General features: G+C 69.9%; 19 protein-coding genes and 1 pseudogene. 11 read left to right on the top strand and 9 right to left on the bottom strand.

Annotation, left to right across the window (positions count from 1 at the left end; all coding sequences use genetic code 11):
• The 3 genes and pseudogenes from KUTG_RS64185 to KUTG_RS33260 all read left to right on the top strand — a co-directional run.
• A pseudogene (locus tag KUTG_RS64185) lies at positions 1–588 on the top strand (methylmalonyl Co-A mutase-associated GTPase MeaB); the annotation flags it as partial.
• 42 nt (positions 589–630) lie between these two features.
• The gene (locus KUTG_RS33255; protein ID WP_157494916.1) at positions 631–975 is read left to right on the top strand and encodes a hypothetical protein; all 345 of its coding nucleotides are present in this window, start codon (positions 631–633) and stop codon (positions 973–975) included.
• 83 nt (positions 976–1,058) lie between these two features.
• Positions 1,059–1,961: a non-homologous end joining protein Ku gene (locus tag KUTG_RS33260; RefSeq protein ID WP_232241095.1), complete on the top strand. Its 903-nt coding sequence runs from the start codon at positions 1,059–1,061 to the stop codon at positions 1,959–1,961.
• A gap of 82 nt (positions 1,962–2,043) precedes the next feature.
• Here KUTG_RS33260 and KUTG_RS33265 read toward each other — a convergent pair whose 3' ends face one another.
• The 5 genes from KUTG_RS33265 to KUTG_RS33285 form a co-directional block, all read right to left on the bottom strand.
• Positions 2,044–3,036 (bottom strand): ABC transporter substrate-binding protein, encoded by a 993-nt coding sequence (locus KUTG_RS33265; RefSeq protein ID WP_043722459.1) that lies wholly within the window; start codon positions 3,034–3,036, stop codon positions 2,044–2,046.
• 29 nt (positions 3,037–3,065) lie between these two features.
• On the bottom strand, positions 3,066–4,094 hold the full coding sequence (locus KUTG_RS33270; protein ID WP_052395689.1) for an ABC transporter permease: 1,029 nt from the start codon (positions 4,092–4,094) through the stop codon (positions 3,066–3,068).
• Entirely contained in the window at positions 4,091–4,855 is a 765-nt protein-coding gene (locus KUTG_RS33275) for an ATP-binding cassette domain-containing protein (protein ID WP_043722461.1), read from the bottom strand. Before KUTG_RS33275 ends, KUTG_RS33270 begins: the two co-directional genes overlap by 4 nt.
• A 73-nt stretch (positions 4,856–4,928) precedes the next feature.
• A complete protein-coding gene (locus tag KUTG_RS33280; protein ID WP_232241097.1) occupies positions 4,929–5,948 on the bottom strand; it encodes a class I mannose-6-phosphate isomerase in 1,020 nt (339 codons plus the stop codon).
• Complete coding sequence (locus KUTG_RS33285; protein WP_043722463.1) at positions 5,945–6,928, bottom strand: LacI family DNA-binding transcriptional regulator; 984 nt, start codon at positions 6,926–6,928, stop codon at positions 5,945–5,947. The genes KUTG_RS33280 and KUTG_RS33285 overlap by 4 nt, the downstream gene beginning before the upstream one ends.
• 414 nt (positions 6,929–7,342) lie before the next feature.
• Between KUTG_RS33285 and KUTG_RS33290 the strand changes: the two genes are divergently transcribed.
• Entirely contained in the window at positions 7,343–10,576 is a 3,234-nt protein-coding gene (locus KUTG_RS33290) for a GH92 family glycosyl hydrolase (protein ID WP_084581410.1), read from the top strand.
• A 92-nt stretch (positions 10,577–10,668) separates the two neighbouring features.
• Here the strand turns inward: KUTG_RS33290 and KUTG_RS54160 are convergent, their stop codons facing one another.
• Positions 10,669–12,705, bottom strand: coding sequence for a caspase, EACC1-associated type (locus KUTG_RS54160; RefSeq protein WP_052395690.1), 2,037 nt, complete (start codon positions 12,703–12,705; stop codon positions 10,669–10,671).
• 173 nt (positions 12,706–12,878) lie between these two features.
• Between KUTG_RS54160 and KUTG_RS33300 the strand changes: the two genes are divergently transcribed.
• Genes KUTG_RS33300 through KUTG_RS33310 form a run of 3 tightly spaced genes read left to right on the top strand, consistent with a single transcriptional unit; the run spans position 12,879 to position 15,195 of the window.
• Entirely contained in the window at positions 12,879–13,787 is a 909-nt protein-coding gene (locus tag KUTG_RS33300) for an ABC transporter ATP-binding protein (protein ID WP_043722465.1), read from the top strand.
• Positions 13,784–14,830 (top strand): ABC transporter permease, encoded by a 1,047-nt coding sequence (locus KUTG_RS33305; protein ID WP_043722469.1) that lies wholly within the window; start codon positions 13,784–13,786, stop codon positions 14,828–14,830. Before KUTG_RS33300 ends, KUTG_RS33305 begins: the two co-directional genes overlap by 4 nt.
• 44 nt (positions 14,831–14,874) lie before the next feature.
• Positions 14,875–15,195 carry a DUF3817 domain-containing protein gene (locus KUTG_RS33310; RefSeq protein WP_043722473.1) on the top strand — a complete coding sequence of 107 codons (321 nt, stop codon included), beginning with the start codon at positions 14,875–14,877 and terminating at the stop codon, positions 15,193–15,195.
• A 2-nt stretch (positions 15,196–15,197) separates the two neighbouring features.
• On the opposite strand, the gene KUTG_RS33315 is transcribed toward KUTG_RS33310, so the two are convergent.
• Together KUTG_RS33315 and KUTG_RS33320 are read right to left on the bottom strand one after the other, a co-directional pair.
• Positions 15,198–15,653, bottom strand: a complete 456-nt coding sequence (locus tag KUTG_RS33315) for a hypothetical protein (RefSeq protein WP_157494917.1) — start codon at positions 15,651–15,653, stop codon at positions 15,198–15,200.
• Between the two features lie 82 nt (positions 15,654–15,735).
• Positions 15,736–16,239 carry a MarR family winged helix-turn-helix transcriptional regulator gene (locus KUTG_RS33320; RefSeq protein ID WP_043722480.1) on the bottom strand — a complete coding sequence of 168 codons (504 nt, stop codon included), beginning with the start codon at positions 16,237–16,239 and terminating at the stop codon, positions 15,736–15,738.
• 98 nt (positions 16,240–16,337) lie between these two features.
• Between KUTG_RS33320 and KUTG_RS33325 the strand changes: the two genes are divergently transcribed.
• From KUTG_RS33325 to KUTG_RS33335, 3 genes are read left to right on the top strand one after another with little or no spacing between them, the layout of a single operon-like run.
• The gene (locus KUTG_RS33325; protein WP_043722482.1) at positions 16,338–16,634 is read left to right on the top strand and encodes an MTH1187 family thiamine-binding protein; all 297 of its coding nucleotides are present in this window, start codon (positions 16,338–16,340) and stop codon (positions 16,632–16,634) included.
• A complete protein-coding gene (locus KUTG_RS33330; RefSeq protein ID WP_043722483.1) occupies positions 16,631–17,500 on the top strand; it encodes an SCO6745 family protein in 870 nt (289 codons plus the stop codon). Before KUTG_RS33325 ends, KUTG_RS33330 begins: the two co-directional genes overlap by 4 nt.
• Position 17,501: 1 nt before the next feature.
• Positions 17,502–17,852, top strand: coding sequence for a nuclear transport factor 2 family protein (locus KUTG_RS33335; RefSeq protein WP_043722485.1), 351 nt, complete (start codon positions 17,502–17,504; stop codon positions 17,850–17,852).
• Between the two features lies 1 nt (position 17,853).
• Here the strand turns inward: KUTG_RS33335 and KUTG_RS33340 are convergent, their stop codons facing one another.
• On the bottom strand, positions 17,854–19,176 hold the full coding sequence (locus tag KUTG_RS33340) for an MFS transporter (RefSeq protein ID WP_043731485.1): 1,323 nt from the start codon (positions 19,174–19,176) through the stop codon (positions 17,854–17,856).
• Between the two features lie 98 nt (positions 19,177–19,274).
• On the opposite strand from KUTG_RS33340, the gene KUTG_RS33345 reads away from it, so the two are divergent.
• Positions 19,275–19,862 (top strand): thioredoxin family protein (locus KUTG_RS33345; RefSeq protein ID WP_232241099.1); only part of this gene is annotated, 588 nt, incomplete at its 3' end.

A 19,862-nucleotide genomic window follows, 5' to 3' on the forward strand; every position in this document is an offset into this window, starting at 1 on the left:
GGCGGCCTGTCCTGGGCGACGCCGCAGGCCCTGCGGGTGCTGGACGCCGCCGGCTGCGATGTCGTGCTCATCGAGACCGTCGGCGTCGGCCAGTCCGAGGTCGAGGTGGCCGGGCTGGCCGACACCACAGTGGTAAAAAAAAGCGCCGGGCATGGGGACGGCATCCAGGCGGCCAAGGCCGGCATCCTGGAGATCGCGACGTGTTCGTGGTCAACAAGGCCGACAAACGGGGCCGACCAAACCGTGCGGGAGCTCAAGCACGGGCTCTCCCTCGCCCGCCGCGAACGCCAGGGCCCCATCTGGCGGCCGCCCGTCGTGCGGGCCGTCGCCGCCCGCGGCGAGGGCATCGAGGACCTGGTGGACGCCATCGACTCGCACCGCGCCTGGCTGGTCGACCGCGGCGAGCTCGAACTGCGCCGCCAGGCCCGCGCCGCCGCCGAGGTCGAGGCCATCGCCTTGCAGCAGCTGCGTTCCCGCATCGGCGACCTGCGTGGCGGCACCGCGCTGGACCAGCTGGCCAAGCGCGTCGCCACCGGCGAGGTCGATCCCTACGCCGCCGCCGACGACCTGATCGAGGGCCTGCGGTGAGTCGCCGACGGTGATCCACCCGGTGGTGGCAGGATGTCGGGCGTGACTGGTGCTTCGATCATGCCGGCGACGGTGGCCGCGGCACACCTTGAGGCGTGCGCGGCCGCGCTGGCCGGGGTCGACGTCTCCGACCCGGACGACATCGCGATGATCGTGCCGACCCTCCTGCGGGCGCAGCGGCATCTGGCCCGGGCGCTCAACACCATCTCCCGTCACGCGGTCGGCGGTCAGTCGAGCAGCGTAGAGTTCATGGGCGAGACGCTCGTGTCCACTGAGCTGTCCGCCGTACTGTCTGAGGCAGCCGACGCAGCGGCGTCTACGGCGGAAGCACTAGAGGAAGCCCTGCCGTTCCTGGACGACGTCGAGGACGACGACACCCGTTCGTAGCAGCAGACGCCTCGTTTTCCGCCCTTACCCTGGAAGGCAAGCGTTTTCGCGCGCCACCGAGGTGCTTCCCCCGCCGTCGTGACGTGGCCATCGTCGAGGAGGGGTCGACTTTGCGCAGCTTCTGGAAGGGCAGCATCGGGTTCGGGCTGGTCACCATTCCCGTCAAGGCGTACCGGGCGACCGAGGAGCGGGGTCTCGGGCTGCACCAGGTGCACGCGGCGGACGGCGGCCGGATACGGCTGCGCCGGTACTGCGAGCTCGACGACGCCGAGGTGCCGGCGGACGAGGTGGCGCGGGCGGCGGAGACCGGCGGCGGGGACGTCGTGATGATCACCGACGAGGACCTGGCCACGCTGCCGGTGCCGACCCTGCGGACCATCGCCGTGCACGCCTTCGCCCCGCCGTCGCAGATCGATTCCCTTTACCTGTCCCGAAGTTACTACCTGGAACCCGACGCCGACGGCGTCCGCCCGTACGTGCTGTTCGCCGAGGCCCTGCGCCGCTCGGGGAAGGTGGGGGTGGTGAAGGTGGCCTTCCGGCAGCGGGAGAGCATGGGCGTGCTGCGGGCCCGGGACGGCGTGCTGGTGCTGGAGACCATGGTCTGGCCGGCCGAGCTCCGCACCCCCGACTTTCCTTTCCTGGACGAGGAAGTCGACGTCCGTCTGCCGGAGTTGAAGGCCGCCACCGCGCTGATCGACTGCCTGGCCGGGGATTTCGACCCCTCGGCGCACTCCGACGCCTACCGCGAGGCGTTGGACGAGCTCGTCGAGGCCAAGGCCGCCGGCAACGAGGTCATCCGGCCGGAGGTGCCGATCCAGCCCAACGGCTCGGGTGATCTGCTCACGGCGTTGGAGGCCAGCCTGAAAGCCTTGGAGCCCAAGGGATCCGCAGCGGTGCGGCGGGCGAGGGCGGCGGCCGAGCGGGCCGGCAAGGCCGCCGAGCGGGCCCATCAGGCGGCCCGTCGGGCGGCGAAGTCCCGACGGTAGAACGAAATCCGGCACACACCCGGGATCGGGTGTGTGCCGGAAACCGTGTTTCGGTGTGCCTGACAGCGTGACTCGCGGGGGTTCAGCAGCTCGACTTGTAGAAGTACTTGGACTGCTGGTCCATGTTGTCCTTGGTGATGGACACCAGGTCGGTGGAGATGTTGCGGGTCACCGAGCCGCCGGTCAGCGCGGCCACGGCCTGGTCGACGCCGTCCTTGCCGATGGTGGCCGGGTCCTGGGCGATCAACGCCTGGAAGCTGCCGTCCTTGAGGTCGCTGACCTCCTTGGGGCTGGCGTCGAAGCCGACCAGGTTGACCTGCCCGGTCTTGCCGGCGGTGCGCAAACCGGTCGCGGCGCCCTCACCGGTGTTGAGGTTGGTGGCGAAGATGCCGATCAGGTCCGGCGTGCTGGACAGCGTCGCCGTCACCTTGGACGCGGACTGGGCGGCGTCGTTGTCGGTGTACTGCTGCCCCACGTACTTGATGTTGGGGTACTTGGCGATCTCCTGCTTGAAGCCCTTCTCCCGCGCGTCGGTGGTGGAGGTGCCGGCGGTGGTGTTGAGCACCAGCACCGAGCCCTTCTTGTCCCCGACGAGCTTGGCCAGCGTCTGGGCGGCGAGCTGACCGCCCTGCTCGTTGTTGGAGGAGATGGAGGACTGCGCGACGGAGGTGTCCTGCAGCGAGGTGTCGACCTCGATGACCTTGATGCCGGCGTCCTTGAGCTGCTTCATCGGCCCGGCCAGCGCCTTGTCGTCGGTCGGCGCGATCAGCACCGCCGCCGGCTTGTTGGCCAGGATGCCGGTGACGATGGGCGTCTGGTCGCTCGGGTTGAACTTCTGCGGCGCCTGCGTCTTCACGGTGTAGCCCTTGGCCTTCGCCTCGGCCTCCACCCCGCACTGCATGGAGATGTAGAACGGCTCGGCCGAGACACCGGGGATCAGCACCAGGTTCTTGTTGTCCGGGCTGGACGAACCGGAGGAGCCGCCGGTCTGCCCGACCTGGCCGCCGCACGCGGTGGCCAGCAGCGACACCGCGGCCAGCGCCGCGAGACCGGCGATCTTTCGTGTGTCCGTCATCGTTGAGAGACCTTTCACGTGGACAAAGATCAGCGCTGGTTGCGTGCCCGGCGGCGCACCTGGTCGAACCAGACCGCCGCCACCAGCACGATGGCAACCGCGATGGGCTGCCAGAACACGTTCACCCCGATGATCGTGAAGCCCTTGTTGAGCACCGCGGGGATGAACACGCCGATCACCGTGCCGATGACCGACCCGACACCGCCGAACAGGCTGGTGCCACCGAGCACCACGCCGGCGATCGCGTTCAGGTTGTCCGTGCCGTGGCTGGTCAGCGTGGTGGTGGTGAAGTACGCCAGCGACATGAAACCGGCCAGCCCGGCCAGCACGCCGGACAGCGCGTACACCAGCACCAGGTGCCGGGTCACGCCGATGCCGGTGCGCTGCGCGGCCACCTCGTTCGAGCCGATCGCGTACGTGTAGCGGCCGAAGCGGGTGGTGCTCAGCAGCCACACGCCGATCGCCGCCACCACCGCGGCCACGACCACCATGGTCGGGATGCCGCCGAGCAGCGTGCCCGAGCCCAGCGACCGGGCCAGCGCGGTCGGCATGGTGCGCACGTCGGAGCCGCCGGTGAGCAGCTCGCCCGCGCCCAGCGCCGCGCCGAACGAGCCCAGCGTGACGATCAGCGCCGGGATCTTGGCCCGGGCGATGAGCAGGCCGTTGAGCACGCCCCAGGCCGCGCCGCTGACCAGCGCGACCAGGCCGCCGATGATGATCACGCCCCAGCCGGCGTTGGTGGAGTCGCCGCCGGACAGCGCGTTCATGACCAGGGCCGAGGTGATGCCGGAGAACACCAGCACCGAGCCGACCGACAGGTCGATGCCGGAGGTGATGATCACGAACGTCATGCCGACCGACAGCACCAGCAGCACCGCGGTCTCGATCAGCAGGAACTGGAGGTTGGTGATGTTGAGGATGCCGCTGGGGTCGATCACGCCGAACACGATGATCAGCGCGATCAGCACCAGCGCGATCCACAGCGTGTTGGCGCCGGCCAGCCGCCGGCCGAGCGACTGCTTCTCCAGCGGGGCCACGGAATCGGTAACGGTCGTCACGACAGGTCCTCCTGCACCAGCGCGCCGGTCATCGCGCCGACGAGGTCGGTCAACGAGGCCTCCGAGGCCTTGAACCGGGCGACGCGCTTGCCCAGCCGCAGCACCTCGACGCGGTCGGAGACCGACAGCACCTCGGGCATGTTGTGGCTGATCAGCACCACGCCGATGCCCTGGTCGCGAACCTTGCGGATCACGTCGAGCACCCGCTCGCGCTGCACGACGCCGAGCGCCGCGGTCGGCTCGTCCATGAACACGACCTTGCTGGCCCAGACCACCGACCGTGCCACGGCCACGCTCTGCCGCTGGCCGCCGGACAGGGCTCCGATCGGCACGTCCACGCTCTGCAGCGTGACCCCGAGCCGGCCGAACTCCTCGCTCGCCCGGCGGCGCATCTCCGCCTTGTCCAGCATGCCCAGCGCGCCGAGCAGGCCCTTGCGCCTGATCTCGCGGCCCAGGTACAGGTTCGCCGCCGGATCGAGGTCGGGAGCGACGGCGAGGTCCTGGTACACGGTCTCGATGCCCAGCGCCCGCGCGGTCGTCGGCGAGTCCAGCTGGATCTGCTTGCCTTCCAACAGGATCTCGCCCGAGTCGGGCTGCTCCGCGCCGGACAGGCACTTGATGAAGGTGGACTTGCCGGCGCCGTTGTCGCCGATCAGCGAGACGACCTCGCCCGCGGCCACCTGGAACGACGCGCCGCGCAGCGCCTCGACGCTGCCGTAGTGCTTGACGAGCGACCGCGCCTCCAGCAACGGCGTGCTCACTGCGGCACCTCGCTGGCGCTCGGTGTCCGCGTTCGCGGACGCTCGGCGCTGAATGATTCGCTCGCAAGCTCGCTCATGCCGGCACCTCCGGGGGTAGACACCTCACCGCGACCAGACCACCGTCCAACTTGGACGATCCGGCGGCGTGCGGCAACACGAAGGTGTCGCCGCGGCGCAGCGCGACCGGGTCCCCGCCCTCGGTGTGCAGCCGGCCCTCGCCGTCCAGCACCACCAGCACCGCGAAGGACGGGTCCAGCTCGATGGGCGAGTCGGCGTGCAGCCGCTGGGCGCGGAAGAACTCGCTGCTGGGCAACAGGTCCACGATCGGGTCGTGGTTGTCCGCGGTGTGCTTGACGATCGTGTCCAGCCGCTTGCCGTCCCAGCCGGACATGTCCAGCGCCTTCAGCGCGGTCGCCTGGCCCAGGCCCAGGTGCCACGAGTCGGGGCCGTCCAGGAAGCCTTCCCACTCGATCGTGATGGAGAAGTCGGTCGGCTGCTGGAGCTCGACGATGAACACGCCCTCGCCGATCGCGTGCGGCAGGCCGGCCGGGATGAACACCGTGTCGCCGGCCTTGACCGGGATCGCGTTCAGGGCGTCCAGCATGGCCCTGCGGTCCTGCACGGTGACCCAGTTGTCGACCACGGCCGGGTCGGCGTCGGCCTTGAATCCGATGTGGACGGTCGGGCTCGGCCCGCTGGTGCCGACCACGATCCACGCCTCGGTCTTGCCGTGACGGCAGGACAGGTGGTCGGACGCGAAGGCGTCGGACGGGTGGTAATGCACCGGCAGCCGCTGGCCCGCGTCCAACAGCTTGACCAGCAGCGCCGTGTCGGCACCGTACTCGGCGGCGTGCGCCGCGCCCAGCCACGCCGTCGGGTCCGCGGCCACGGCGTCACGCAGCAGCGTGCCGTCGGGCAGCGGCGACAGGCCGGCCTCCTTGCCGAACTGGGTCGTGATCGAGCCCACCCAGTCCTCGGGGCCGAACTCGGCCGTCGCCGGCATCCCGCGCAGGTCGGCGATCGCCGCGCCGCCCCGGTAGAACTGCCGGGGCTGGTTGGCGGCCAGCCGGACGGGCCGCATGATCTCGCTCAAGGTCGCTTTTCTCCTGATCCACGGGGTACCAAACGCACCGGAAGCACCACCCGCCGCGGCGGGGAGGTGTCCCCGTCCAGGCGGGAGAACAGCAGTTCGGCGGCGGCCTTGCCGATCGCGCTGGCGTCGTGCGCGATCACGGTGACGGGCGGGTCGAGCAGGTCGGCCAGCTCGAAGTCGTCGAAGCCGACCAGGGCCGGGCGTTGCGGCCGGCCGGCCAGCACGCGCAGCAGGTGCACGGTGATCCGGTTGTTGCCGGCCACCACGGCGGTCGCCGGCTGGCGGTGCTCGCCGATGCGGCGCAGCACCTCGGCGATGCCCCGCTCGTCGTGCGGACCCATGGCGACCAGGTCCTCGTCGTAGCGGATGCCGGCGCGCACGCAGCCCTCGCGGAAGCCGCGCAGGCGCTCGTTGGCGGTGAAGATGTCCGGGGCGTCGCCGAGGAAGGCGATGCGGTTGTGGCCGTGGGCGGCGAGGTGGCGCACGGCCAGCACGGTGCCGCCGATGTTGTCCACCAGCACGGTGTCGGCCACGACGTCGCCGGCGGGCCGGTCGAGGAACACCACGGGCATGCCGGCGCGCATCTCCGGCACCAGGTAGCCGTGCTGCATGCCGGCCGGCACCACGAGCATGCCGTCGACGCGGCGGGCGCAGAACTCCAGCGCCAGCTCGCGCTCCCGGCCGGGGTCCTCGTCGGACGAGCCGGTGAGGACCTGGCGCCCGTACTGGCGGGCGACCTCCTCGACAGCCCGGGTGATGCCGGAGTAGAAGGGATTGCCGACGTCCTCCAGCACCATGCCGATGGTGCCGGTGGACGAGCCGCGGCGCAGGTTGCGGGCGCCCAGGTTGCGCCGGAACCCGAGCTGGTCGATGGCCGCCAGCACGCGTTCGGCGGTGGCGGGGTGCACTCCCGGCTCGTCGTTGACGACCCGGGAGACCGTTTTGATGCTGACCCCGGCCAGGCGCGCCACGTCGCTCATGGTTGCGCGGCGGACCCGGCGGGGGCCGAGGCTCGACAACGTTGTCATGATGGCGCGATCTCACCGGATCCACACAGCTCTTGTCAATGGTTGTGAACCGGTCAAGTGGGACGGTGGGAGATAACCGTGACGACCCCGTTTTCGCTGTTCACACTGTGAACGGACCCTGTTGCTGCATACGGAGGACGCCCGTTGTCCGGAAGCGGACAGGCTGGCCGATGACGTCTTGACGCAGATCCAACACTCTCCGCAGTGTTGCCACCGGGTCGAGCGGACCTGCCGGGCGTCGCGACAAGGTTGTCACGCCCGCCGCTCGACGAACGTGTGTTCGAGCCACGGGAGGCGACCGCCAAGATGTTCGGAGTCCCGAGACGGCGCCTGCGCGCCGCGGCCGTGATCGGCACAGCGCTGGCGATGGTGGTGTCACCCCTGGTGGCCACCACCGCGACGGCCGCGCCGACGCCGAAGGCGCAGGACCTGGCCCAATGGGTCGACCCCTACATCGGCACCCAGCCGGGTGACGCAGACATGGGCACGGGCGGCGGGGCCGCCAACACCTTCCCCGGCGCGGACGTGCCGTTCGGCATGGTGCAGTGGAGCCCGGACACCGTGACGCTGCAACACGGCGGGTACTACTACCAGGACAACCGGATCAAGGGTTTCAGCCTCACGCACCTGTCCGGCGCGGGCTGCGACACCTACCAGGACATCCCGTTCATGCCGGTCGTCGGCGACATCACCGACTCGCCCGCGGCCAACCCCATGAAGTACATCTCCACCTTCTCGCACAGCAACGAGAAGGTGACCGCCGGCTCGTACGGCGTGAGCCTGGACAACGGGGCCAAGGTCGAGCTGTCGGCCACCCAGCGCACCGGCGCCGGCCGCTTCACCTGGCCGGTCGGGCCCACCTCGACGCTGCTGGTCAACGTGTCCGGCTCGATCATGGGCACCGACGACGCCTCGGTCACCATCGGCAAGAACTACATCAGCGGTTACGCCGCCAGCGGCCACTTCTGCGGCGCCGACGACCACTACCGCGTGTACTTCTACGCCCAGTTCGACCAGAACTTCGCCAGCACCGGCACCTGGCACAACGGGGCCGTGACGCCGGGCAAGGACGCCGAGCGCGGCATGTCCCTGCCCAAGGCGCCGGTCACCAGCGCGCCCAACACCGCCACCGAGAAGTCGGCCAAGGCCAAGGCCGACGTCAAGTCGCAGTCGGTGAAGCCCCAGGACACCACGGTGTCCGGGCCCGGCAGCGGCGCCTACGTCACCTTCGACAACACGAAGTCCCCGACCGTCAACGTGAAGGTCGGCGTCTCGTTCGTGTCGGTGGACGGCGCGAAGGCGAACATCAAGGCGGAGAACGCCACCAAGTCCTTCGACCAGGTCTCCGCCGCCGCGCGGGCGTCGTGGAACAGCCGGCTCAACCAGATCGCGGTGACCGGCGGCACAGGCGACCAGAAGACCATCTTCTACACCGCGCTGTACCACTCCCTGTTGCAGCCCAACGTGTTCTCCGATTCCGACGGGCAGTATCCGGGCTTCGACGGCCAGATACACAAGGCCGCCAAGGGACACGCGATATACACCAACTTCTCCGGTTGGGACATATACCGATCCGAGGCGCAGCTACTGGCCTTGCTGGCGCCCAGTGAGACCTCGGACATCGCCAACTCGATGGTGCAGTTCGCCGCGCAGGGCGGGTCGTGGGACCGCTGGACGGTGGCCAACGACTATACCGGCGTGATGAACGGCGACCCGTACCACATCATCGTGTCGACGGCGTATGCCTTCGGCGCCAAGGGTTTTGACGCCAACCAGGCGTTGCTGCTGATGGAACGCGGTGCCTCGCAGCCCACCGTCGGCTACGAGGAGCGGCCGGGCCTGGCCAACTACCTCAAGCTCGGCTACGTGCCCGGCGTCGCCTCCGACACGCTGGAGTACACCAGCGCCGACTTCTCCATCGCGCAGCTGGCCCGCCGTCTCGGCGACTCGGCCACGTACAACACGTTCATCAAGCGGGCCCAGAACTGGCAGAACCTGTACAACCCGGCCACCGGCTACCTCCAGCCGCGCAGCGCCAACGGCTCGTTCGGCAGCCCGTTCAACCCGGCCGACCCCGGCGGTTACACCGAGGGCAACGGCGCGCAGTACACGTGGATGGTGCCGTACAACTACAGCGGCCTGATCACGGCGCTGGGCGGCAACGACGCCGTGAACAAGCGGCTGGACGAGTTCTTCACCAAGCTGAACGCCGGCACCAGCGACCCACACGCCTTCCTGGGCAACGAGCCCACGCTGGAGACGCCGTGGATCTACGACTACACCGGCCAGCCCTACAAGGCGCAGGCGCTGGTCAACAACATCCGCCAGCAGATCTGGAAGGCCGGGCCCAACGGCCTGGTCGGCAACGACGACCTCGGCGAGATGTCCTCCTGGTACGTGTGGGCCTCCCTCGGCCTGTACCCGGAGACCCCGGGCCGCGCCGAGCTGACTCTGAACACGCCGGAGTTCACCGGTGCCGTGATCACCCGTCCCGGCGGCCAGAAGATCACCATCAACGCCCCGGGCGCCTCGACTTCGACGCCGTACATCGACTCGCTGAAGCTCAACGGCCAGACGTGGAACAAGCCGTGGCTGCCCGAGTCGTTCGTGAACACCGGTGGCACGCTGGACTTCGCGCTGTCCTCCACGCCCAACACCAGCTGGGGTTCGGCCCACGCCGACGCTCCGCCGTCGTTCACCGACGGCGCCGTCAACCAGAGCACCTTCGTCGACCCGTCCCGGCTCGTCGCCCCGGCGGGCGGCACCGCCACGGCAAACGTTGGTGTGCAAGACCTTTCCGGTCAGGGCACCACCGCGCACTGGACCGCCACCGCGCCGGCCGGTCTGACCATCACGCCGTCCTCCGGTGACCTCACCACCGACCCCGGCGGCAAGGCCAGCGCCCCGGTCACCGTGACCGTCGCCGCCGGCACGGCCGAGGGCACGTACAACATCCCCATCTCGTACACCGTGGGCGGCAAGGCCATCAACGGCTCCACCCTGGCCGTCCTGGTCGCCCAGCCCGGCAGCCTTCGGGCCGCCTTCAACAACATCGGCACCTCGCCCGACGACAACCAGCAGATCGGCAACTACGACGGCGGCGGCTGGAGCTACTCCCGCAACGCCCTGGCGGCCAAGGGCGTCAACCCCGGCTCCACCGTCACCGACTCCGACGGCCTGAAGTTCCTGTGGCCCAACGTCCCCGTCGGTGAGATGGACAACGTCAACGCCGGTGGGGAAACCATCAACGTCGACGCGCCCGCCGGGGCCACCCAGCTGGCCCTGCTCGGCAGCGCCGGCAACGGCAACGCCTCGGGCACCATGGTGATCACCTACACCGACGGCACCACCCAGAACGCCTCCGTCGGCTTCTCCGACTGGGCCCTCGGCGGTGGCGGCGCTCCCGTGGCGTACAACAACCGCACCGTCGTCTCCATGCCCTACCGCAACGCCGGCGGCGGCACCTCCCAGCAGCTCAACGTCTACCTGTTCGCCACCGCCCCGGTCGCCCTGACCGCCGGCAAGCAGGTCAAGTCCATCACGCTGCCCAGCACCGTCCAGGGCGGCACCTTCCACGTGTTCAGCATCGCCACCGGCTGAGCACGCCCAGAACGCTCACGAAGGACGTGGCGGCGGCTTCGTGAGTGACCCGAGGCGGGTCGTTCCCCGGCAATCCGGCGGAACGGCCCGCCTCACCGCTTCAGCAGCTCCCGCACCGGCCAGAGCTTGACCATGCCGTCCCGGGCATAGCTGGCCAGCACCTTGCCATCTGGACTGAAGTCGAGAGACGTCACCGCCTCGAAGTGGCCGACCAGTGTGTGGATCAGCCGCCCGGTCGGGATACTCCACAGTCGGATCTTCTGGTCGACGCCCGCAGCCGCAAGCATCGTGCCATCCGGCCTGAAGTCGAGGGCGAGGATTTCCTTGCGGCTGTCTCGCAGCTGGACGGGGATGCTCCAGTCGTGTGTGTTCCAGACGTCGGCAACTCCGTCGCCACGGCCTGCCACCAGCAGATGGCCGTCAGGTGAGTAGGCAAACGACCGGTAGGCCTTGGCCTTCGGCACCGCCGGGAGGTGGCGGAGCGACTGGCCCGTCCCTGGATCGCAGACCAGCACCCACGGCCCCGGATTCACGGCGACCGACATGCCGTCCGAAGAGAAGCCGGCATCGGCCCACACTGGGTAGTAATCGGCCTTGGCGCTCGCCGCGATCTGCTGCCAAGTGTCTGTGCGCCAGATCCGTACAGTGTCGTTGTCCGCCACCGTCACCAGCTTCCTGCCGTCGTGGCTGAACGCGGCCGAACGCAGGGCACGGATCGGCAGAATCCCCGCCGGTTCCCAGCTGTCCGTATTCCATATGTGGACTCCGGTCTCGCTCACCGCGGCCATCACATGCCCGGCCGGACTGAACACTGCCCGTGTCAGGTATCCCCGCCCGTCGCCGTGCAGCGGGCGCATTTTCCAGTCGTCGGTCGACCAATGCAGCAAGCCGCCGCGGTCGACGACAACCAGCGCGGTGGCGTCCGGGCTGAATGCCACCGACCCGGGCTGGGCGAGGTGGTTGGCGAGTGTCGTGCTCAGGTCCTGTCTACCGAAAGGGCGCCGGAGAGGACGGGCAGCAGTCCAGTCGCGCGGCGGAACGCCCTTGGGCAGCCGCAACTCCGGTGGCTGGGCTGGCAGCTGCCATGGCGGGACGCCGATTCCGCCGACAGGGGCCGGTGGCGTGGGGTCATCCGTTGTGACCTTCGGCATCATTGCGGCCGCTGGTGTTTCGGCAAGGGCGGCGAGGGCTAGCCGGGCCAGGTCTTCGTCGCCGTGCACGCCCAGCCGTGCCAACGAGTCCCGGGCGATTGTGCTGCCGCCGGTGGCGAGCTCGGCCAACTCGTCGATCGCCGCCTGCCGGATCCGGGGTGTCGTGCTGCGCAGGCTCTGGCGAATCTCCTGCGGCAGCGCGGGATCCACCGGCAGGCCCCGGTTGGACTGCGCGATGTGCAGGTCGCCGATCACCTGGTCGTTGCGAGTCGGCGTCTGGTCGGGGGTTGTGCGCTTCACCTCGTCGTATACGTAGCGGTACAGCTCGGCGGCGTCGATGAGGCCGTCGGAGTTGAGGTCGGCGGCGCCGGTGCGCAACCCGCGGACGATGGCGTCGGTGAAGACGGAGGGCTGCGCGGGACCGGTGGCGCGGGGATTGGCGGTGCCCTCAAAGGCGTACTGGATGGCGGTCGACGCGGTCATCACGGCGCAGCCGCGACCGGAGTGGGCGGTGAGCTGGTCGAGCACGTCCACGCTGTCGCCGAATTTCGCCGTGCGACCGGGGGGGAATGCGCCGGAGAAGCAGCAGTCCAGCCACAACGCGGTCCTCCGGGCAGGGCTGCGGTCGATCATGCGCCGTAGGTCCGCCGCGGCCAGCGCGGTGACGTCGATCGCGTCGCGCTCGGTGTCGGTGGTGACCAGGTGCAGGTGCCCGGACTCGTCCTTCATGCCGTGGCCGGACAGATAGCACAACAGCATGTCCTCCCGGTCAGCCGTCCGGAAGAGGCGGAACAACCGCCGGCGCAGCTCGTCGGCCGGCCGGTTGGACAGGATTTCGACGGTGAAGCCGCCGATCCGCGGGTCCCGGAGGACGTCGGCCAGTGCCGCAGCATCGGCCTGTGGCGCCCGGAGCGTGCGGAAGCCCCGGTCGACATGCGTGTCGGTGACGATGAGCAGCGCCGTGCGCCTGCCGACCATGACACCGCCAATCGAGGGACGACTCAGTGTTCGCAATCGATAGCGGATTGTTGGCCAGTTCATTACGTGCCCCACGGAGGTGCACCCGATCGGTCTAATGGGGACCCTGGCATATCTCCGGTCTTGTGGAGATGACCCACCGTTTCAGCCCCCGAGATTTACCGTTGGCGGCCATGAGCAAGGGGAACACGATCGTCGCCGAGGGGCTGCGCAAGCGGTACGGCGACCTGTGGGCGGTCGACGGGGTGTCGTTCACCGTTGGCGAGGGGGAGTTCTTCGGGATCCTCGGACCGAACGGGGCGGGCAAGACGACCACCCTGGAGATCATCGAGGGCCTGCGCAAGCCCGACGAGGGCAGCGTGCGGCTGTTCGGCGAGCAGCCGTGGCCGCGCAACCCGAAGCTGCTGCCGCGCATCGGGGTGCAGCTGCAGGCGTCGTCGTTCTTCGAGAAGCTGACGGCCCGGGAGCAGCTGGAGACGTTCGCCTCGCTGTACGGGGTGAGCACGGGCACGGCCGCCGACATGCTGGAACTGGTCGGCCTGACCGACAAGGCGGACACCAGGGAGAACAAGTTGTCGGGCGGGCAGCGGCAGCGGCTGTCGATCGCCTGCGCGCTGGCCCACGACCCGGACATCGTGTTCCTCGACGAGCCGACGGCGGCGCTGGACCCGCAGGCCCGGCGCAACCTGTGGGACGTGCTGCGGGCGATCAAGGACCGGGGCAAGACCATCGTCTACACCACGCACTACCTGGACGAGGCCGAGATCCTGTGCGACCGCACGGCGATCATGGACAAGGGCAAGATCCTGGCCATGGACGCGCCGGCGACGCTGGTGCGGGGCCTGGACGCGCCGACGCACGTGATGATCGAACGCGGCATCATCGCGTTGGACGACGCGAAGAGCCTTGCCGGCGTTGAGGAAGCCAGTGACGACGGCGTCTCATTGCGACTGTCCACTCGACACCCGGGCAAGCTGTTGTCCACTTTGGCCGAACGCGGCGCGCTGGAGGGCCTCCAGGTCCGCGGCGCGACGCTGGAGGACGTGTTTCTGGAGCTGACCGGAAGGGAGTACCGGGCATGACCGCGTTCAAGAGCCTGTCGGTGGCCATGTTCAAGGGCTTCTTCCGCGAACGGGTGGCGCTGTTCTTCACCTTCCTGATGCCGCTGATGTTCCTGGTCATCTTCGGCCTGATCTTCGGCGGCGCCTCCTCCAGCAAGACGAAGATCGACGTCGTCGGCGACGGCCCGGTGCTGACCGCCCTGAACAGCACCGGCATCGTGGAGTTCCAGCGCGTCGACTCGTTCGACACGGCCGTGCAGGCGGTCAGGAGCGGCGACGTGCCGGCAGCGATCTCCGTGCAGGGCAACAAGGTCGAGCTGCGCTACGCCGCGAGCGACAGCGTGCAGGCCGGCACCGTGCAGGCGGTCATCCGCTCGGTGGTCGACGCCGTCAACATCAAGGCCAGCGGCAAACCGCCGACCGTGACGCTGAACTCGCAGCAGGTGGAGGACTCGTCGCTGAGCGCGATCCAGTACCTCACCCCCGGCATCCTGTCCTGGGGCCTGGCCACCTCGGCGATCTTCGGCTCCGCGCTGACGCTGGTGAACTGGCGCAAGAAGCAGGTGCTGCGGCGGATCCGGCTGGCCCCGGTCAGCACCGGCACGGTGATCTCCTCCCGGCTGCTGGTGACCATCGGAACCTCGGTGCTGCAAGCGATCCTGTTCGTCGCGGTGGCGATGACGCCGGTGTTCGGGCTGAAACTGGCCGGCCAGTGGTGGCTGGCCCTGCCGCTGCTGGTGCTGGGCTCGCTGTCGTTCTTCTCCATCGGCGTGCTGGTCGGCTCGATCGCCAAGTCCGAGGAGGCGGCGACCGGCATCACCAACGTCATCGTGCTGCCGATGGCCTTCCTGTCCGGCACGTTCTTCCCGTTGCAGAACGCCCCGCAGTGGCTGCAGACCGTCTCGGAAGTGTTGCCGCTGCGGCATCTCAATGACGGCATGGTCGACGTTCTGGTGCGCGGCAAGGGAATCGAGGCGCTGGGCGTGCCGGCGCTGGTGCTGCTGGCCTTCACCATCGTGGTCGGGTTCGCGGCCTCGCGCGTGTTCAGCTGGGAGGACAGCTAGGCCCGGTCGGGGCGTGAGCCCGCTCACGCCCCACACTGGGATCCATGTTCGACACTCCGTCAGGCCGGTTCCGTGCCGTCGCGGTGGCCGAGGCGATCTCCTGGGCCGGCCTGCTGATCGGCATGTTCTTCAAGTACGTCGTGGGTTACGAGATCGGCGTGCACATCTTCGGCCCGGTGCACGGCGTCGTGTTCATCGCGTACGTGGTGCTCTCGCTGCTGGCCCGGCGCGCCCTGAACTGGGACAACCGGACCACCGCGTTGGCGCTGATCGCGAGCATCCCGCCGTTCGGCTCGGTGGTGTTCGAGCGGTGGGCGGCCCGCACCGGGCGGCTGGCCCAGCGGGCGGTCGCGATCAGCGCCTGACCTCAGCCGACAAGGTCGGTCGCGGTGAAGCCGCCGCCGGTCTGCGGCGCGCCGACCGGCTTGGTCGGGACCTGGGCCTTGGGCAGCACGGTGAAGGTGGCCGAGACGGTCCGGCTGGGCTTCACGTCCGTGCACTCCATGGTGACCTTGTACCTGCCGGGCTTGACGTCCTTGACCGTCGCCTTGAATCGCTGGGTGTCGGCCGTTCGCGTGCTCTCGGAGAAGAGATCGAGCTCGGCGGTCCCGATGGTGTTCACCTTGAGGCAGTTGGTGTCCAGGTACACGGTGGCGCCCGGCCGAACGGACGACGGCGTGACGTGAAGCCAGATCGACTCGTGCGGCGTGGTGGTCGTGGTCGGCGGCGCGGTCGTGGTGGTCGCCATCGCCGCCGGTGCCAGCAGCATGCCGGCGACTCCCAGCGCGGCCATGGCCCCGATGAGGGCAGTCCTCTTCTCCATGGTGAATCCCCCTACAGTGAGAAACTTTCGATGTGCTCAGGGGACGTTCGCCGCGGAGTTGAGGTTGCCACGCGTGCGGAAATCAGCCGTCGAAGTCGCCGGCGGCCTTGCGCACCTTGGCCAGCAGGTCGGTGAGCTGCTCGGTCTGGCGCTCGGTCAGGCCCTTCAGCCCGAGGTTCACCTCGGACACCGCGGCGGTGGCCGCCTCGCAGAGCTCGCGGCCGGCGGCGCAGATCTCGACCAGGGTGGTCCGCCGATCCGACGGGTGCGGCGTCCGCTTGACCAGGCCGTCGGCCTCCAGCCGGTCCACGATGTTGGTGACGCTGGTCGGGTGCAGCTGCAGCCGCTCGCCCATCACGCGCATCGGCAGGCTGCCCCGCCGCGAGAAGGTCAGCAGCACCAAGGCCTCGAACCGGGCGAAGGTCAGCCCGTGCGGCCGCAGCGCCGCGTCCACCGTGGACTGGAGGATCTGCTGCACCCGCATGACGCTGGTGACCGCGGCCATCGCGCCCGACGGGCCCACCCGCTCCTCCCACGTGCCCGCGGCGCGGGCGATCGGGTCGAACGGCAACGGTTGGGTGGCCATGGCTGTCGACGCTAGCAGTTCACGCGTCGGTGATCACGGGTTGTTGCCGGCGCGACCCGCAGCGGGTTGACTGGCCGGCATCCAGACAGGGAGGGCCGATGCTGGTCGCGTTCAGTGTGTCGCCGCTCGGCGGCGAGTCCGACAGCGTTGCCGAGGCGGTCGCCGACGCCGTGCGGGTGGTGCGGGAATCGGGTCTGCCCAACGAGACCACCAGCATGTTCACCACCATCGAGGGCGACGACTGGGACGAGCTGATGGACGTCGTCAAGCGCGCGGTGAAGGCCGTGCAGGCCCATGCGCCGCGGGTGTCGCTGGTGCTCAAGGCCGACATCCGGCCTGGGCACACCGATCAGCTGCACGCCAAGGTGGAACGGGTGGAGAACTACCTGTCATGAGCGCGCGGCGGATGTGGACGCTGTACGAGCCCTACCACGGTGTCACCTACTTCGCGCCGGAGGCGCGCGCCGAGACCGACGCCCTCGGCTGCCGTGGCGGCTGGATGGGCTACTTCGGCCTGCGCGCCGCGGCGCTCGGGGCCGTGCCGGCCGAGGTTGTCGCCGCCACCTTCTACAACTTCAAGCTGAGCCGGGTCGCCCGTGCGGTTCCCGCCACGTGGGCCGTCGCCACCCCGGCCCGGTTCCTGGAGGCCCGACTGGCCGGCGTCGACGCCGGGCTGCGCGCGATTCTCGGTGACGACGTCGTCGGCGACGACATGATCGAGGCCTCCCAGCTGGCCCAGCGGGCCGCCCTGGCCGCCCCCATCGCCGGCCGGCCGCTGGCCGCCGCCAATGCCGCGCTGCCGTGGCCCGACGCGCCGCATCTCGTGCTGTGGCACGCCACCACCGTGCTGCGCGAGTCCCGAGGCGACGGCCATGTCGCCGCCCTGGTCGCCGGCGGCCTCGATCCCGTCGAGACGCTCGTGGCGTTCTCCGCCGACCGTGACGTTTCCGACCAGGCCGGCTGGGAGGCCTGGCGCGGCTGGACCGCCGAGGACTGGGCCGCCGCCCAACGCCGTCTGCGGGAGCGTGGCTTGCTGGACAAGGAGAACCGCATCACCGCCGACGGCTCGCGGGCCCGACACGACGTCGAGACCCGCACCGACGCCGCCGCCGAGCTGCCGTGGGAGGTGCTGGGCAAGGCCGGCACGGAGCGCCTGGCTGTGCTGCTGACCGGTTTCCTGCGCCGGATCGTCGCCGCCGGCGTCGGCGTGGTCAAGCCGCATCCGATGGGCCTCGATCTGGCCCGCATCGTCGAGGAGTGACATGGACCGCGCATTCGCCGAGAAGTTCGCCGCCGAGTGGGCCGACGCGTGGAACGCCCACGACCTCGACCGCCTGCTCAGTCACTTCGCCGACGACGTCGTGTGGAGCTCGCCCGTGGTCGTCACGTTCAACGGCGAGGAATCCGGGACCCTGCACGGCAAGGCCGCCGTCCGGGACTACTACGCCACCGGCCTGCGCCGGATCCCCGACCTGCGCTTCGAGGTCCTCAGCGTGCGGGTCGGCATGGCCGTGATGGTGATCAACTACCGGAACCAGGACGGCCGCGAGGTCAGCGAGGTGTTGGTGTTGCGGGACGGCCTGGTGGTCGAAGGGCACGGCACGTACGCCTAGGTCAGGGAGAGATCTCCTCCAAGGTCCGCCCCCGGGTCTCCTCCGCGAAGAACGCCGTCGTCGCGGCGGCCAGCATCGCCGCGCCCAACACGGCGAACGCGGCCGGCAGCCCGAGGTTCGCGGCGAAGGCGCCGACGACCAAGGGCCCGGCGATCACGCCGAAGCGGTTCCACACGCCACCGAGGCTGGCCCCGGCGGCCCGCATGGGCGTGGGATAGAGCTCCGGCGCGTACAGGTACAGCCCGAGGTTGACGGCGAACACGAACAGCGCCCCGACGGCCGACAAAGCCAGCAGCTCCAACGCCGATCCGGCCCCCGACGCCGCCAACACGCCGAAGGTCACCGCGGCGAGGGCGCTGCCGCCGGCCAGGCAGGCCCGCCGTCCGATGCGGTCCACCAACAGGGCCACGGCGATGGCCCCGAGCAGGCCGGCGACCGACGTGGCGACGCTGTAGGCCAACGCGGTGGACACCGGCAGCGCGAACACGTCGGTGTAGATGGTCGGCAGCCAGCTGGCGATGCCGTAGTTGGCGAAGTAGCTGAGCAGCCACAGCAGCCCGACGATCACGGTCCGCCGCAGGTAGCGCCGCCGCACGGACGGGGCCCGCGTGATGGCCACGACCGGCGGCAGCGGACGCCCCGTGGAGCGCTGCACGGCGCGTTCGATCCGCTCCATCACGCCCACGGCCCGCTCGCCGCGCCCGGACGCCGCCAGCCACCGCGGCGACTCCGGCACCATGCGCAGGATCGGCCCCACGAGCAGCGCCGGCAGCACGCCGATGCCGTACACCCAGCGCCAGCCCAGCACGGGCACGACCCACGCGGCCACGATGGCCACGGCAGTCAGCCCGGCCGGGAACACCAGCTCGTACAGCAGCACGAACCGCCCGCGCCGGTCGGACTGCGCCAGTTCGCCGATGTACGTCGCCGCGGCCGGCACCTCGCCGCCGATGCCGACGCCCTGGACGAACCGCAGCACCAGGAACCACACGAACCCGGGCGAGATGGCCAGCCCCACGCACGACAGGGCGGTCACCGACAACGCCAGCACGACCACGTTGACCCGGCCGATCCGGTCGGCGACCACCCCCGACACCAGCGCGCCGAGCAGCATTCCGACCGAGCCGCTGGTGATGGCCAGCGCTTGCTGGCCGGTGCTCAGGCCCCACTCCGCGCTCAGCGACGGCAGCGTGTAGGCGATGGCCAGCTGGTCGAAGCCCTCGAAGAAGGTGACGACGCCGATCAGCCAGCGAACCCGCAGGTGCCAACCCGAATCGGGCAGTCGCTCAAGTCGGGCGGGGACGTCCTCGCCACCGGCCACCATGGCCACCCCCAGTGTCCTGACCGGTAACTATGCGTTCACAGTGTCCAGTCAGCCGGACTCGCGGGCAACCGTCGGCCGGTTCGTGCCAGGATGGAACCGTGACAAGGCCAAACCCCCGCCAGAGCGCAGCTCTGTCCGCGGCGCTGTCCGGCGCCGTCGATCTGTCCGGCCTGAAGGCGAAGGCCGACGCGACGACCAGGGCGCCGGCCGCACCGGCCGCGGGCGGACCGCCGGCCGCGGCGACGCCCGCGGGTGAGTTCGTCATCGCCGTCAGCGAGGCCAGCTTCCAGGACGACGTGGTCGAGCGGTCCATGCAGGTCCCGGTCATCGTGGACCTGTGGGCCGAGTGGTGCGGGCCGTGCAAGCAGCTGTCCCCGCTGCTGGAGCGGCTGGCCCAGGCCGCGGGCGGCGCCTGGATCCTGGCCACCGTGGACGTGGACGCCAACCCGCGCATCGCTCAGCTGTTCGGCGTGCAGTCCATCCCGACCGTGGTGGCCATCGCCGGCGGCCAGCCCATCGACGCCTTCGCCGGGGCGCTGCCCGAGCCGGAGATCCGCAAGTGGCTGGACTCCCTGCTGGACGCGCTGCGTGACAAGCTGCCCGGCATCGCGATCGCCGAGCAGGGCAACGCCGGCGCCGAGCCGTACGAGGAGCCCGAGGACCCGCGGTTCACCGCCGCCGAGGAC

The organism is Kutzneria sp. 744, assembly GCF_000568255.1.
Taxonomy (GTDB): Bacteria; Actinomycetota; Actinomycetes; order Mycobacteriales; family Pseudonocardiaceae; genus Kutzneria.

Excerpts from the sequence above, each read along its gene's own strand:
- KUTG_RS33265 (WP_043722459.1), bottom strand. The coding sequence starts at position 3,036 with ATGACGGACACACGAAAGATCGCCGGTCTCGCGGCGCTGGCCGCGGTG.
- KUTG_RS33285 (WP_043722463.1), bottom strand. The coding sequence starts at position 6,928 with ATGAGCGACGTGGCGCGCCTGGCCGGGGTCAGCATCAAAACGGTCTCC.
- KUTG_RS33290 (WP_084581410.1), top strand. The coding sequence starts at position 7,343 with ATGGTGGTGTCACCCCTGGTGGCCACCACCGCGACGGCCGCGCCGACG.
- KUTG_RS54160 (WP_052395690.1), bottom strand. The coding sequence starts at position 12,705 with ATGGTCGGCAGGCGCACGGCGCTGCTCATCGTCACCGACACGCATGTC.
- KUTG_RS33300 (WP_043722465.1), top strand. The coding sequence starts at position 12,879 with ATGAGCAAGGGGAACACGATCGTCGCCGAGGGGCTGCGCAAGCGGTAC.
- KUTG_RS33305 (WP_043722469.1), top strand. The coding sequence starts at position 13,784 with ATGACCGCGTTCAAGAGCCTGTCGGTGGCCATGTTCAAGGGCTTCTTC.
- KUTG_RS33310 (WP_043722473.1), top strand. The coding sequence starts at position 14,875 with ATGTTCGACACTCCGTCAGGCCGGTTCCGTGCCGTCGCGGTGGCCGAG.
- KUTG_RS33315 (WP_157494917.1), bottom strand. The coding sequence starts at position 15,653 with ATGGAGAAGAGGACTGCCCTCATCGGGGCCATGGCCGCGCTGGGAGTC.
- KUTG_RS33320 (WP_043722480.1), bottom strand. The coding sequence starts at position 16,239 with ATGGCCACCCAACCGTTGCCGTTCGACCCGATCGCCCGCGCCGCGGGC.
- KUTG_RS33325 (WP_043722482.1), top strand. The coding sequence starts at position 16,338 with ATGCTGGTCGCGTTCAGTGTGTCGCCGCTCGGCGGCGAGTCCGACAGC.
- KUTG_RS33330 (WP_043722483.1), top strand. The coding sequence starts at position 16,631 with ATGAGCGCGCGGCGGATGTGGACGCTGTACGAGCCCTACCACGGTGTC.
- KUTG_RS33335 (WP_043722485.1), top strand. The coding sequence starts at position 17,502 with ATGGACCGCGCATTCGCCGAGAAGTTCGCCGCCGAGTGGGCCGACGCG.
- KUTG_RS33340 (WP_043731485.1), bottom strand. The coding sequence starts at position 19,176 with ATGGTGGCCGGTGGCGAGGACGTCCCCGCCCGACTTGAGCGACTGCCC.